Source organism: Ruegeria sp. CDSC002, from assembly GCF_059610905.1.
In genome coordinates this window covers 177,696-191,562 of the sequence record NZ_JBXWOM010000005.1, presented here as the reverse complement: position 1 = coordinate 191,562, position 13,867 = coordinate 177,696, and the positions used below count along the sequence as shown (strand labels likewise).

12 protein-coding genes are annotated in these 13,867 nt (G+C 56.4%); 4 read left to right on the top strand and 8 right to left on the bottom strand.

Annotated features, from left to right (window positions below):
* Window positions 1–141 precede the first annotated feature (141 nt).
* From AC2FJE_RS11260 to AC2FJE_RS11250, 3 genes are all read left to right on the top strand, one after another.
* Window positions 142–1,845 (top strand): ABC transporter transmembrane domain-containing protein, encoded by a 1,704-nt coding sequence (locus tag AC2FJE_RS11260; protein ID WP_496706285.1) that lies wholly within the window; start codon window positions 142–144, stop codon window positions 1,843–1,845.
* Window positions 1,842–3,938: a peptidase domain-containing ABC transporter gene (locus tag AC2FJE_RS11255; protein WP_496755942.1), complete on the top strand. Its 2,097-nt coding sequence runs from the start codon at window positions 1,842–1,844 to the stop codon at window positions 3,936–3,938. The genes AC2FJE_RS11260 and AC2FJE_RS11255 overlap by 4 nt, the downstream gene beginning before the upstream one ends.
* A 62-nt stretch (window positions 3,939–4,000) precedes the next feature.
* Window positions 4,001–5,263, top strand: a complete 1,263-nt coding sequence (locus tag AC2FJE_RS11250; RefSeq protein ID WP_496755944.1) for an HlyD family type I secretion periplasmic adaptor subunit — start codon at window positions 4,001–4,003, stop codon at window positions 5,261–5,263.
* Window positions 5,264–5,327: 64 nt separating this feature from the next.
* Here the strand turns inward: AC2FJE_RS11250 and AC2FJE_RS11245 are convergent, their stop codons facing one another.
* From AC2FJE_RS11245 to AC2FJE_RS11215, 7 genes are all read right to left on the bottom strand, one after another.
* Window positions 5,328–7,184, bottom strand: a complete 1,857-nt coding sequence (locus tag AC2FJE_RS11245) for an SLC13 family permease (RefSeq protein ID WP_496706322.1) — start codon at window positions 7,182–7,184, stop codon at window positions 5,328–5,330.
* A gap of 224 nt (window positions 7,185–7,408) precedes the next feature.
* On the bottom strand, window positions 7,409–7,873 hold the full coding sequence (gene queF, locus AC2FJE_RS11240) for a preQ(1) synthase (RefSeq protein ID WP_108859684.1): 465 nt from the start codon (window positions 7,871–7,873) through the stop codon (window positions 7,409–7,411).
* A gap of 16 nt (window positions 7,874–7,889) precedes the next feature.
* On the bottom strand, window positions 7,890–8,591 hold the full coding sequence (gene queE / locus AC2FJE_RS11235) for a 7-carboxy-7-deazaguanine synthase QueE (protein ID WP_496755946.1): 702 nt from the start codon (window positions 8,589–8,591) through the stop codon (window positions 7,890–7,892).
* Window positions 8,588–8,941 carry a 6-carboxytetrahydropterin synthase QueD gene (gene queD / locus AC2FJE_RS11230; protein ID WP_108859686.1) on the bottom strand — a complete coding sequence of 118 codons (354 nt, stop codon included), beginning with the start codon at window positions 8,939–8,941 and terminating at the stop codon, window positions 8,588–8,590. The genes queE and queD overlap by 4 nt, the downstream gene beginning before the upstream one ends.
* Window positions 8,941–9,639: a 7-cyano-7-deazaguanine synthase QueC gene (gene queC / locus AC2FJE_RS11225; RefSeq protein ID WP_496755948.1), complete on the bottom strand. Its 699-nt coding sequence runs from the start codon at window positions 9,637–9,639 to the stop codon at window positions 8,941–8,943. Before queC ends, queD begins: the two co-directional genes overlap by 1 nt.
* Before the next feature lie 117 nt (window positions 9,640–9,756).
* The gene (locus tag AC2FJE_RS11220; protein WP_496755950.1) at window positions 9,757–10,476 is read right to left on the bottom strand and encodes an aspartate/glutamate racemase family protein; all 720 of its coding nucleotides are present in this window, start codon (window positions 10,474–10,476) and stop codon (window positions 9,757–9,759) included.
* Window positions 10,473–11,177, bottom strand: a complete 705-nt coding sequence (locus AC2FJE_RS11215) for a GntR family transcriptional regulator (protein WP_496697876.1) — start codon at window positions 11,175–11,177, stop codon at window positions 10,473–10,475. Before AC2FJE_RS11215 ends, AC2FJE_RS11220 begins: the two co-directional genes overlap by 4 nt.
* Window positions 11,178–11,287: 110 nt before the next feature.
* On the opposite strand from AC2FJE_RS11215, the gene AC2FJE_RS11210 reads away from it, so the two are divergent.
* On the top strand, window positions 11,288–12,982 hold the full coding sequence (locus AC2FJE_RS11210; protein ID WP_496697874.1) for a thiamine pyrophosphate-binding protein: 1,695 nt from the start codon (window positions 11,288–11,290) through the stop codon (window positions 12,980–12,982).
* On the opposite strand, the gene AC2FJE_RS11205 is transcribed toward AC2FJE_RS11210, so the two are convergent.
* Window positions 12,943–13,863, bottom strand: a complete 921-nt coding sequence (locus tag AC2FJE_RS11205) for a LysR family transcriptional regulator (protein ID WP_496697872.1) — start codon at window positions 13,861–13,863, stop codon at window positions 12,943–12,945. The genes AC2FJE_RS11210 and AC2FJE_RS11205 overlap by 40 nt on opposite strands.
* Window positions 13,864–13,867: the final 4 nt, after the last annotated feature.

Genomic DNA, 13,867 nt, shown 5'->3' with positions numbered 1-13,867 from the left:
GGTAACACGCCTCCGCCCATAACGGGCAACTAAGCGATTAAATTTAAAGGCAAATCTTAGGCAAGATGTGCCGGAGAATTTACGGGTCTTAAACGGAAGCCGACCACTCCTGCTGAAATGACCAAGGGGGTGAAAAGCATCATGGAACCGCGTGGATTTGTTGGTCGCATTTCGGCACCTCACTTTGATATCCCGCTTTGGGTTGCCTCTCTGACTATGAATATTCTGTCGCTTTTGATGCCGATTTCCATCTTGCTGATATTCGATCGGGTTATCCCATTTCAGTCTACAGACACGCTGCGCGTATTGACGGTGGCACTGGTGATCGGAGCCTTTATGGAGCTGTTGCTTAGACAGTGCCGTGCCGTCCTTTTGACAACCTCGGCTGAGGGGGCAGCGGTCTGGAATTACCGCCGCTTTATGACCAAAGTCCTGAACGCGAATTCTCTGGCCTTCTCACGCGAACCCGCCAGCAATTATGCGGAACGCTACGCAGCTATCGGCCAGTTGCGGGACTACCATTCGGGGCAAGGGCAAACACTCTCGATTGATCTGCCCTTTACGGTCTTGTTTGCGATTTTGATCGGATTGATCGGGGGGTGGCTGATTTTGGTGCCATTGGGCGCGTTTTGCGTTGTGATCATCTTCGCAGCGGTCATGAAGCGGGGGCAGTGGGCTTTGTTCAAGCACCGCAAGTCCCTGGACACACGCCGATACGCGTTCTTGACCGAGATTTTGTCGAACATGCCCACGGTCAAGGCAAACCGGATGGAGCCACAAATGGCCCGCCGCTTTGAATTGCTTGAAGATCAGACCGTCGATATCAGCAAAAAGCTGATCCAATTTTCGGGCTTTGCACAAAGCTTTGGAGCCATCTTTTCGCAGATGACTGTTGCTGCGATGGGGCTGCTGGGGGCCTACCTGGTGATCATCAACCTGATCGGCATCGCCGAATTGGCTGCCTGCATGCTGTTGAATGGCCGAATTATCCAGCCTTTGACCAAACTCATGGCGATGTGGGTTCAGTCGGAAAACTCTGCCATTTCACAAGCACGATTGCACGAAATGGAACAGCTTGAAATCGGGCAAAGTGTAGGGCTTTCCTACAATCACTTGGATCAGATCAGGGTTTCCGGTTTGTCCATGCGCCGTTTGAAGGGAGAGGGGAGAGCTTTCTCGCCCCTCAACATTCAGGTGGAGCAAGGGCAGGGCGTTTTGATTGAGCCCGAAGAAAGCTGGATGGTCGAAGCGTTGTTTGACGCAATGACGGGGCAGCGAGAACCTGATGAGGGCAGGTTGTCCATTGGTGGCATACCGGCCTCACAGCTGACCGGGTGGCGCGGGCACGATGCGCTGGTTGCGCTCGAAGCCGAGCCCGCGATCCTGTCGGGAACACTGGTTGAAAACATCAGCGCTTTTAGTGACGCAGAGACCGTTGATCGCGCCAAGCAGATTGCCGTCGCACTTGGGCTAGAGAAACGCATTCACCGTTTGCCCATGGGTTATGCAACCCTGCTTAACACCGGAACCGGGTTTGAGGCCGACCCGGTGAACCGTCATCTCATTGCATTGACACGGGCCTTGGCGCTGCGGCCGCGGGTGCTTTTGATGAATGAACCAACAGCGGTTTTAGATACAATGGAACGCCAAGCTCTGGCGGATTACCTCCAATCCGTTTCTCCGCGGCCTACGATGTTTGTGGCAAGCCCGGACCCTCGGATGAGGCAGATAACGGACAGGTGCGTTTGCTTAAGTTTGTCAAACGCCCTGGATCTGGCGGCATGGGCGGTGGACGCAGATCTTGAACGGACTGCCGCGGAAGCCTGGAAAAAGGGTGCCGCATGACCGTAATGAACACTCAGATTGCAAGCGGGTTGCTGTTTAGACTGCTATTGGCGCGCGGCTGGCGCAATAATGAAGACCGGCTGCTTGAGGCGTTTCCGCACGTGCTGGATCGGCTCCGCCCGGATGACATTTTCGAGACGTTGGAAAACCTCAGTATCCCCTACACGCAGATCAGATGTCGTGAACGCGAGATCACGGATCACGAATGCCCGGCATTGATCATACCGGACAAAGGTGCCTGCTACCTTGCGTTGGATCGGATAGGTGGCACGCTGCAAATCAGCGAAGATCTGAACCCAGATCTGAACCACCTCAAGCCCGGCCGCCGATGGTGCACCGTCATCCGGATCGACCGCTTCACGCATCACCAGACAGATAGGCGGTTCACATCTGTCCGCTCGGCATTCGCAGAATTAGGCACGATGTTGCCCTGGCTGCTGATCGTCTCGTTGTTGTCCAACGTTCTGGGGCTTATGGCTCCCTTGCTGATCATGGGCATCTATGAGCGGGTCATCCCGTCGGGTTCTGTCAGTTTGCTGGTTTCGCTGATGATTGGTGTGGTGATTGTGGGGGCGTCAGACCTGTGCTTCCGCCATGCGCGCACGCGGGCGCTGGCATATGTTGGCTGGCGTGGAGAACGTCAGTTGATGATTGCGCTGTTTCGCAAACTGATGTCACTGCCGCTGAGCCAGCTTGGGAAAACGGATGTAAACCAACAGCTATCGCGTTTTCGCCAATTCGAATCCTTGCGCGATGCATTTACCGGGCAGGTCATGACGACCCTTCTGGATCTGCCATTCGTGGTGATTTTCTTTGCGGTCCTTGCATATCTCGCACCGCAGGTCGGGCTGCTGACTCTCGGCTTGGCGGTCTTTCTTGTCTTGCTTGGCGCAATCATCATCCCAAACCAAAAACGGTTGGATCAAAAAATGGCAGAGGCCACCGCCGCTAGCCAGTCGGGCGTTCAGGACGCTATTCTTAACCAGCGGGCCATTGCAAATCTGGGGATGCAAAACCAATGGTTGGACCGCTGCATACGTCTTGCACAGCGCGCAGAAGCGGCCGCGCGCCGCAGCCGTCAGTTTCAGGCGCTCGCGCAATCATTGGCTCAATCCGTCACGGCACTTGCGACGATGGGGGCAATCATCTTGTGCGCGCATGGCGCGTTGCGCGGTGATATCAGTTTTGGTGCGTTGATCGCCTCGATTGCGTTGGTGTCCAAAATCCTGGCGCCGATTCAGTCTCTATATTCCAGCTTCCCCCAGATCCTTTCCTTCCGAAGCAGTCGAAATCAGGCAGATCGCGTCCTTGATCTTGGCGAAGAGATCGAAGTGGGGCTGGAACAAACGCACCAAAAAACTTTAAGCGGCGCGATTGCATTTTCCTCTGTCACGTACCGGCCGGACCCTTTGAACGCGCCTGTCCTTTCGCAAGCCAGTTTCAACTGTGATCCGGGCGAAGTGGTACTGGTCATGGGCAGCGATGCGGCAGGTCGCACAGCGGTGCTGGATCTGATCGACGGCCTCTATACGCCTCTGGCTGGTACGATTGAACATGACGGCATCGACATTCGTCAGATCGCCAGGGACGAATTGCGTAAATCCATAACCTACGCCACTTACAACATGTCGATGTTCTACGGCACTGTTGCCCAGAACTTTCGATTGGCTTCGCCGTCTCTTACTGATGACAACATAATGTCTGCTTTGACTGACATGGATTTGCTGGATGACCAAGGGCTTCTGCCAAACGGCATCGACACTCGTTTGACCGACGGTGACCTGGCGCAGATGCCATCGGCAACCTTAAAGTCGCTGGTCCTTGCACGCAGCATGGCGCGACTTTCTTCGGTCTATCTGTTTTCCGAGCCAACCAACGGCCTGTCCGACCATCGGCGTGCGTGTTTCAGAAACTGGATCCGCGCGCAGCAAGGACACAAGACAGTGGCCATAGCAACGGCGGATCGCTCATTCATGCAGATTGCAGACCGCTTCATCTTTCTGAACGGGGACAAGGTTGTCGTGAACAGCACTGGTGATGCGGGTCGCAAGAAACTTCAGGCCGTATTGAAAACGCTTGGGAGGGCACAGTGAAGTCAGGTTCAAAGAAAAGTGACACGTCCGGTCCAATGGAACGCGCAAATTGGAGGCGTCGAATGCGGCGGCCACGATTTGCGGCTTTCCTGTCGCTTGCGCTTTCGGCCATGGTTGGATGCCTGGTGGTTCTGGCAGGGCAAACTGCTGTTCCCCAGGTCACCCGCGCCCCAGGGACGATCCTGCCAGTTGGCGCGTATCCACAAATCGAAACGATGCCCGGCGGCATTGTCCGGGCTGTTCACGTCCGCGATGGTCAGCTGGTTGAAGCGGGGGATTTGCTGGTTGAGCTGCATCACCCGGATCTGACGCGGGAAAGAGATGTTACGTCCGGCCAGCTTGCTGCGGTTCAGCGAGACCTGGCCACAGCGTCTGCTGTACTGGCGGTATTGGATCGCGAAGCTGTGCCTGACAAGGCGGAAATTGATGCGCTCAAGGGCAAGGGCCTGACTTCTGCGGCCGCAAGGCTGGACCTTTATGCTGAAAGCCAACGCATTCAGCTGGCCTCGATCAAACAGCAAGAAGGGACGTTGGATATTCTGATACGGGCCACGCAATTCGCGCAGGACCGCGTTCGAAAGAAAGAGGAGATTCTTGAGAGATACGCACAGTTGCGGACGCAGGGTCTAAAATCCCTGAGCGATTTCCTTGAGGAAGAGGATGAAGTGGACGCGGTTCGCGCGGCTGCATCGGACGCTCGGGTGCGCCTTGCCGAAGCCCAGAGCGCATTGATGCTGGCCCGCGCAGCCAAAGCAGAAGAAACCCTGGCGTTGCGAGATGAGGTGCTGACCCGATGGGCCGAACTTGAGCAAAAGCGCGTGGAGTTGGAGATATCGCTAGACGTCGTAAATTCCAAATTGTCTGCACTGCGTATTTCTGCCCCAGCACGTGGAACTATACAGGCGGTAACATTTCCTAACCCAGGGGAAGTCATCGCGCCGGGCGAAGTGATTTTTGAGATTTTGCCAACCCGTCGCGCCTTGGTCGTAGAAGCACGTATCACCAATTCCGAGGTCGGCCATGTTGCGGTGGATCAGCCGGTTTCAGTAAGCGTAGACACGTTTGATGCCAGGCGTTTCGGTAAGGTTGAAGGACGCCTGCAATCCATCTATCCTGTGCCTCTGACCGATGAACAAACCGGTGAAACCTATTTCAGGGCCTCGTTTCAATTGGCCGAAACCAAGGTTGGTACGGGCCCGTGGGAACGTCCACTTCAAGCTGGGATGACTGTTGTTGCGGAAATGACGACGGGCGAACAGACGCTGCTTTCCTACCTGTTGAAGCCGGTGCAGATGACAATGGAACGTGCATTCAGTGAGCGGTAGTTTGCAGCTGCAGAGCGTCAGCGCATTGTCAGCACCATGGACCCATTCCTGCTTGTCTAAGCGGTCAGTACAGCAAATTGAGCATCAGGAGTGAAACAACAAGAAACAGGATCGTCATGACCCCCCCTGAGCGCACAAAGTCCATGACTTTATACCCTGCAGGACCCATGATCAGGGCGTTTACCTGATGGGTCGGGATTATGAAGCTGTTCGATGTTGATATGGCAACCGTCAGGGCAAACACGGCCGGATTTCCGCCAGCTGCCACCGCAATGGAAACGGCCAATGGCACAAGCAGAACAGTGGCGCCGACATTGGACATCACCAACGAAAACGCCGTAGCCAGAACCGCAACGCCTGCCTGAAGGGACCAGATCGGCCAGCCGTCCAGAATGATCATGATCTGTTGTGCAATCCACGCAGCCGTGCCGGTATTCTGTACCGCCTGACCCAATGGAATAAGGCATGCGAGCAGAAAAACAGTATTCCATCCGACCGCACGGTAGGCTTCATCGACACTCAACACACGTGTCAGCATCATTCCCGCGGCTCCGGTTAATAGACAGAGCGAGAGCCGAATGTCGGTGAACAGGATCATCGACAAGGAAACGGCGAAAAACGCCAGCGCCCAACCGACCTTTTGCGGGCGCAGTTCGTCTTGCGGGAAGTCGGTGGTGACGACCACAAAATCGGGATCGCGCTTGATCCGCATCAAGTTGTCCCACCGTGTATGGGCCACTAGCATGTCGCCTGCGTGAAACTCCTCAAGCCCGATTTGAGTGGACTCGTGCGTTTCGGATTCAACATGGCTGAGCGTTTCCTCGCCGCGATGAATGGCAAGCAACGACATGCCATATGTTTTGCGGAACAATAGCTCGCGTGGGCATTTCCCAATCAGTTTGCTGTCGGGTGTTATGACAACTTCGGCGATGCCTGCATTGGTTGGTGCGAATTCTTCGACAAAGATGTCCAACGCCGGCAGCACGGTCAGCCCGTATTTCTGCGCAAACTCCTCTACGACCCAGCGTCGACCAATGATCGCCAACCGGCAAGGTGCAGCAATTTCGGCCGTCAGGACCTGAACCATCGAGGTTTTGCCGCGATAGAATGTCGAAATGATGTACAGGTGGTTTTCGTGGTTTATGTCGGCCAAAATCTGCCCGACCAAAGGGCTTTCGGCTGGAACGATTACTTCAAAAACATCGGCTTTCAGGCCGTAGACACGTTGCAGATACTCCTGCGTTCCCTGTCCGGTTCCGGTGTTTTCCGATCCCTCATCACCCGGTAAAACCCACCGACCCAGCAGCAGAAAGTAGGCAATGCCAGTCAGGATCAGAACAATCCCGATCGGCGTCACAGAAAACAGGCCGAACTGTTCCATTTTCTGACCGTCGGGCAGGCTATTGTTGGCTGACTGGATCAGATCGTTCAGCAATATAAGAGGCGAAGATCCGACCATCGTCATTGTTCCGCCAAGGATGGCGCAGAATCCCATGGGCATCAGCAAGCGCGACAACGGGATGCCCGATCGGGAAGATATTCGGCTGACGACCGGAAGAAACAGCGCAGCGGCCCCAACGTTCTGCATGAACGAGGAAATGACCCCAACAGTGCCCGAAATAATAGGTAGCACGCGTTTCTCGGACGTACCGCCATATTTCAGAATAACAGCGGCGACTTTGTTCATTATGCCGGTCTTGTCGAGGCCCGCGCCGACGATCATGACCGCGATAATGGAAATCACCGCATTGGATGCAAATCCATCAAACAGGTGCGGCACGTCAGCGAGTTTTTCGAGCCCGGGCGCGTAACTGAGAAGGCCGATAAGGACCAGAACAAGTATGGCAGAAAGGTCAATTCTGACGATTTCGGATACAAAGAGAAATACGGTGAAGGCAAGAAGGGCGCAAACAACACCCATCTCAAAATTAAAAGCCACCTGTTCCACAAACGTCACCAGGAATTCGTTCTTACATTAAAAGAACATCTAACCCATCAACGCTGAATTGTCATGATGTTTCAAAACCACAAGCCTGGACGAAACAAAATTACCACCAGTGCCAAAGCGCCACGTTTCGAACCGGTGTAGGGGCCCCTTTGATTGCTTGTCAGGCTGGGGCCTACACGCCTCTCAAATCATCGTGGTCAACCACGCCCACGGTAAGGCGGCACACCCTGATCCGGGATCCAGACGCCTTCGGGCGTTGGGCCAGTTTGCCAGAACACGTCGATCGGAATGCCCCCGCGCGGATACCAGTACCCTCCGATACGCAGCCACCTTGGCTCCAGAAACTCCTGCAGCCGGCGGGCAATCGAGATGGTGCAATCTTCGTGAAAGGCGCCATGATTGCGAAATGAGCCCAGAAACAACTTGAGCGCCTTGCTTTCCACCAACCACTGATCGGGCACGTAATCTATCACCAGGTGGGCAAAATCCGGCTGGCCCGTCATCGGACAAAGCGAGGTGAATTCGGGCGCGGTAAAGCGCACGTTGTAATCCACATCAGCCTGCGGATTCTGCACGCGTTCCAGAACCGCCTCTTCCGGGCTGGCTGGCATTTTGGTGTCTCCGCCCAACTGGGTGAGGTTACTGTAGATACTATCGGTCATGTTATCTCTCCTGCAGTCAGACGCCGCGTTTGTTGCCCCAGATCAGCACATGTAGCTGGGGCAGAATGCGAGGCGCGAACCAACCGGCATTCAAAGTCTTATCTATCAGCCATTCCACACGGCTGGTGGCATTGGTCAAATCAACCGGGCTGGCCGGATCGGTTTCCGGGTTACCGGGTTGAAGGTAAAGCGGAAGGTCCGGATACCGGTCGGCTACGCTGCGTGCCCAGTCAAAATCAGTGTCGTCAAAGATCACGATCTTGAGGACAGTTTGCGCAGGGCGCACGTTGAGGCAGGCGTCAAACGCCGTCCAATCCATATCCTCGCCACTGCTGGGGGGTTTCGGGCTGAGAACAAGCATAGCAAGGTCGGAAAACCACGGCTTTGCGATTGACCCTTGGGTTTCGCATAAAAAGGCATAGCCTTCCGCTTTGCCCTGCCGGATCAGCGGGCCAAAATCCTGAATGGCGGGATTTCCGCCAGACAGAGACACGGTCAGTGGCCGCCCGCCTGACAAACGCTGAACCTCAGACCAGACGGCCTGCGTTTCCATTGCTGCCCAATCGTGGCGATAGGCGCTGTCGACAGCATGGAGGCTGTCGCACCAGCTGCACCGGAAATCGCACCCGCCCGAGCGTACAAATACCGTCGGCTGACCGATCAGCGCGCCTTCGCCCTGTACTGTGGGGCCGAAAATTTCTGATATTCTAAGGGTCATGGGCGATACTCGGCCCATGTCTTGGGCGTCTCGGACACTTTCACCGCAGCGGTTTCGGGCCAGCGGGCCGCGCACCAGTCAAAGAAGTGCCGCGCGAGGTTTTCGGCAGTCGACACGACGTTCAGCACATTGTTCAGGTGCCGGTGGTCAAATTCGTCGTCGATATAGGTCTTGAGCGATTTCAGCTCGTGGTAATCCCGCACGAACCCATCCGCGTTTAACTCGCGCCGGGCCAATTCGACCACGACGACATAGTTGTGTCCATGCATCCGGGCACACTGATGATCTTCGGGCAGGTGGGTCAGCTGGTGCGAGGCGGAAAAGTGGAATTCCTTGGTGATCCGGTACATCAGACCTGTGCCCCCGCGATGGCCGACTTCCAGAATTTGGCGTCTTCATATTGCGTTGGGTCCGGTACAACGGCCAGATCAAACGCCTCGCGCCGTTCAACGCATGTTCCGCAACGGCCACAATGCAAATCGCCGCCCTTGTAGCAGGACCACGTCTGATCGAACGGGGTACCCACGCGCGCGCCTTCGCGGACAATATCGGCTTTGCTGCGGTGCACGAATGGCACATGCAGCGCCACATCCGCGTAGCCGTCCAACGCGGCGCGCTGCATGGTGTCAAACGCATCGGTGAATGCCGGGCGGCAATCGGGATAGATGAAATGGTCGCCGCCATGCACAGCGGTCGCGACCGCATCGTCACGCTGCGCTGCTGCCACGCCATAAGCGATGGTCAGCATGATCGCATTGCGGTTGGGGACAACCGTGACCTTCATCGTTTCTTCCGCGTAATGCCCGTCAGGCACGTCGACATCGTCGGTCAAGGCCGAGCCTGTCAGCGACGCGCCGACAGAACGCAGGTCGATCACGTGATGAGGCACGCTCAGCCGCTCTGCGGAGAGGGCAGCGAAGGTCAGCTCTTTGGTGTGGCGCTGGCCATAGTCGAAAGACACAAGCCGTGACAGGTTTCCTTCCGCGGCCAGCACATGCGCAAGCGACACGGAATCCAGTCCGCCGGAGCAGACCAATGTAGTTTTCATGTTTTCAGTCCTTGTTTTGATAACCGGGTAGGCTGCGACCGGCGGGCGGGACGCTTACGGTCTTTTGCCAGTAAGCGCAATGCACGAATTGGTGGAATCGAACGGCCGTTGTGCCTCCTAAGGACCGGGGAAGCGCGGCGGCAAAAGCCCGGCCTGAAACCAACTGACCAATGTCACGATGGAAAAGACGGGCAATCCTGTGGCGCGCTGAATATCTGCCGCGTAAGGGCACATATTCGTGCATTCCAGAACAATTGCGCCGAGTTCAGGGTTTTGAGACTGCAACGCAAGCGCGGCATCAACGTTATCGGCACGGGCCTTATCAACATCCAGGGCAAGTTCGTTCCCAAGTATCGCGCGTGTGAATTCGCGCCCGCCTTCGGTGGATCCGATGGGTGTATCGTCCGGAACCTTAGCACAGCGCAGATGTTCACGGGTCAAAGTGGAGGCAGAGATGGTCAGAACCCCCGTGCGTTTTCCGGCCGGAAGGATACCGTTCACCATCTCCACCTGCATCAAAGATGAGGTCACAACAGGAACCGGCACAGCCTCGGACAGCTCTTTCTGAAACAGGGACAGAAACCCGCAATTGGTGGTAATGCCATCCGCGCCGTCCTTGACCAGTTCTCGCGCGGCATCAATGAATGCGTCCAACATGCCCTCGGCCCGGTGTCGAACGACCAGGTCCGGCGAGGCATCCCGAACAATGCGATAGAGCACCGGAAAAGGCCATGTCAGCGCATTTCCCATATCACCGGGGATGCGTGGGAATTGGGCGTCTAGCATCAGAATACCCACCGACGCTCCGTAAATAGATTTGCCGCCTTGGGCGATCATCCGTGCGCCTCCTCGATTATTCGTGCCGAAATGTCTTCGGACCCTTCCATGTAGATGCTGGATATCCCGTGGCGCACGGCGTCCTGCACCTGATCCATTCGCTTGGAAATATGGGCACCCAGTACGCGCGCGGCCTCATCCGCGTCGCGATCCAGCAGGGCCTGCATGACCCGTTTATGTTCGTCTTTAGAGCGTTGAACCCGATCCAAGCTCATGGAAACCCAGCGGATATATCGGATGCGTTCGTTGATCCGGGTCAGGGTTTGCACCAGTTCGTTGTTGCCCGATAGCCTGGCAATGCCCAGATGAAAATCTTCGTCTCTGCTAACCGCTTCTTCGACGGTCAGGCCGGTGATGTCGATGCCGGTCGCGTAAAGCTCATCCCGAAGTGTTTGTAGATCTTTGTCAGACGCCTTCGCGCAAGCAATGCGCGCGGCGGCGGATTCGATGATCTGGCGCAACTCGAACAGATCAAACACGCTCTGCGGGTCCAGCGGGCGGCAGAAAAAGCCCAGGCCAGGGCGAAAGTCGAACAGGTGTTCGGCCACCAACCGGTTCAAGGCCTCGCGCAGGGGGGTTCGGCTGACGCCCAATTCCTTCGACAAAGCCACTTCGTTTAACCGATCACCAGGTCGAAGGTGAAACGAGACGGCCATCGCCTTTACCTGATCATAGATGTCATCAACGCGTGGACCTGCCATAAGTGCCGCCTTTTTCCGTTTGCTAAGGCGTGCCACAGGTTGCTCTTGAAATCAATATACAAAACTGTATACAGCTCTGTGTGCAGAATGAAATCAAAGGAAACCCAGCCATGACCGGGACGAATTATCTGACAGGAGCCGAAGCAATGGTGCGCATGTTGGAAGCACACGGCGTGAAACACATGTTCGGCCTGTGCGGTGATACAACGCTGCCCTTCTATGACGCGTTAGCGCGGATGGATCATGGTATTCAGCACATACTGACCCGGGATGAACGTCACGCGGCCTATATGGCGGATGGATACGCACGCGTCACTGGCAAGCCGGGCGTCTGCGAAGGCCCGTCCGGAGGCGGGGCAACCTACATACTGCCGGGGGTGATCGAGGCCAGCGAAAGCTCGGTTCCCATTCTGGCGATCACCTCTGACGTGGCGACGACCAGCCGCGGAAAATACCCGTTGACTGAGTTGGATCAGGCTGCGCTGTTCAAGCCGTTGGCAAAGTGGAATGCGTCTCTGGACGACGCCTCGCGTTTGCCTGCGATGGTGCGGGCTGCGTTTCGTGCAATGACGACCGGAACGCCAGGAGCCACACATCTGGCGCTGCCCTTTGATACGCAGAAAGGTCCGGTGGACGAAGCTGAGGTTTGGGCAGATGCACGCCACCGCAGCTATCCCGCTGAACGGGCTGGACCGGATCTGGATGCCATTGAAGCGGCTGCGGATATCCTGGCCAAAGCCAAATCAGCAGTCATCGTTTGCGGCGGCGGGCCGGTTCTGTCCGGGGCCGAAGAGGCATTGCACCGTGTTGCCACCCTGTTGGATATCCCAGTTGCCACAACAGTTTCCGGTCAGGGTTCCATTGCCGAAACGGATCCGCTGGCCTTGGGCGTCGTTGGCTCGAACGGTGGTGTTCCGGCCACGCGCGCCATTGTGGATCAGGCCGATGTGGTCATATTTGTCGGATGCCGCGCGGGGTCGGTCACGACCGAACGCTGGCGCAGCCCCGGGCGAGATGCCACTATCATCCATATAGACAGCGACCCGATGGTGATCGGCGCAAATTATCAGACCGAAGTCGCCATTTGTGCCGATGCCCGGTTGGCGCTTGAGGCTTTGGCGCGGTCGCTTGAGACGCGGCACGATCTGCCAGGTTTTGGTGGAGCGGCCCAAGCCCGTGCCGCTTGGGAAGCCAAGCTGGCGGCGTTCGCTCCGCTTGCGGCCAGTCGCGACACCCCGATCCGGCCCGAAGCCGTAATGGCGGCTCTTGCAGACATCCTGGACGATGATGCGATTGTCGTCGCTGATCCGGGCACTCCGTGCCCTTACTTCAGCGCCCATTACCGCTGGCGCAAACCGGGGCGGCATTTTATCACCAATCGGGCACATGGCGCGTTGGGGTATTCGCTTGGTGCGGCGATGGGCGCCCATGTAGGTCGGCCATCGGTCAAGACATTGTCCGTTATGGGGGATGGATCGTTTGGCTTCACTTGCGGTGAGTTTGAAACGATGGTGCGGCACAAAATGCCGATTACCTCGATCGTATTCTCGAACTCAGTCTTTGGTTGGATCAAAGCGGGTCAGGATGCAGGCTTTGGGCAGCGTTACTACAACGTCGATTTCAATCGGACCGATCACGCCGCTGTTGCGGCGGCATTTGGGGTCAAATCCTGGACAGTGAAGGACCCGGATGATCTGCGCAGAGTTTTGAAGCAGGCCGTTGAGCATGATGGCCCGACGCTGGTCGACATCCACTCACAACAGCTTCACGAAGCTGCAGCACCGGTGTCGGAATGGGTGGCGTAAGACGCGATGGACGGGGTCAGTTGGGCCAGAAACTCCTGCGCAATCATCGATAAAGGACGGCCTTTGGCGGTGATTATTGCAAGATCCAGCGTGACGGCTGGTGTGAAGGGGCGGGTTTGATATCCGCCCTCTTCATCGAAGGTCACTGTGAACGGATCAATCATCGCGACGCCCATGCCCTGTTTGACAAAGCTCAGCAGGTTTTCCGACAAGTGCGTGTGTATTCGCGTCTGCCAAGTACGCTCTGCAGTCTGAAAAATGTCGCGGGTCCTGCGATGGGTTTGGTGCTCGGGGCCCATGACGATGAACGGCTCATTCTCCAACAGCTCAGGTGTCAGAACGTCATGGGTAGCCAAATGGCTACCCTCGGGGAACGTGGCCATAGTTTCAAAATGGAAGACCTGATAGTTCAGCGTATCGTGGAGTATTGGCATCTCGACGATGCCGATTTCGAACAAGCCCGAAGTTACCCACTCCTGTATTTTCGAAGAATACTGCGACTGGAAGCTGACGGATAGATTGGGGCGTGACTTGGCAAAGCGTGCAATCTCCCGCGGCATGAAGCCGAACGACAACAAATGGGGTGCCGCGACCTGCAATTGCCCGGGATGCTTGTTCTGAAGATCCGACACGGCCTGCGCGACGTGATCCAGCCCGCGGACCACCGTATCGACCTCTCGAAACAAAAGCTCGGCCTCTGGCGTCGGCAAAAGACGTCCTTTGTTGCGTTCGAACAAGGGCAACCGGGCCTCGCGTTCCAGCTGGGCCAACAGATTGCTGATGCCCGGTTGCGAGATTCCCAGAACCGACGCGGCCCCGGTTACGGTACCCGTTTCCATGATGGCGTGAAACGCCTGCAACTGACGAAAGCGCAGAGACATAGCT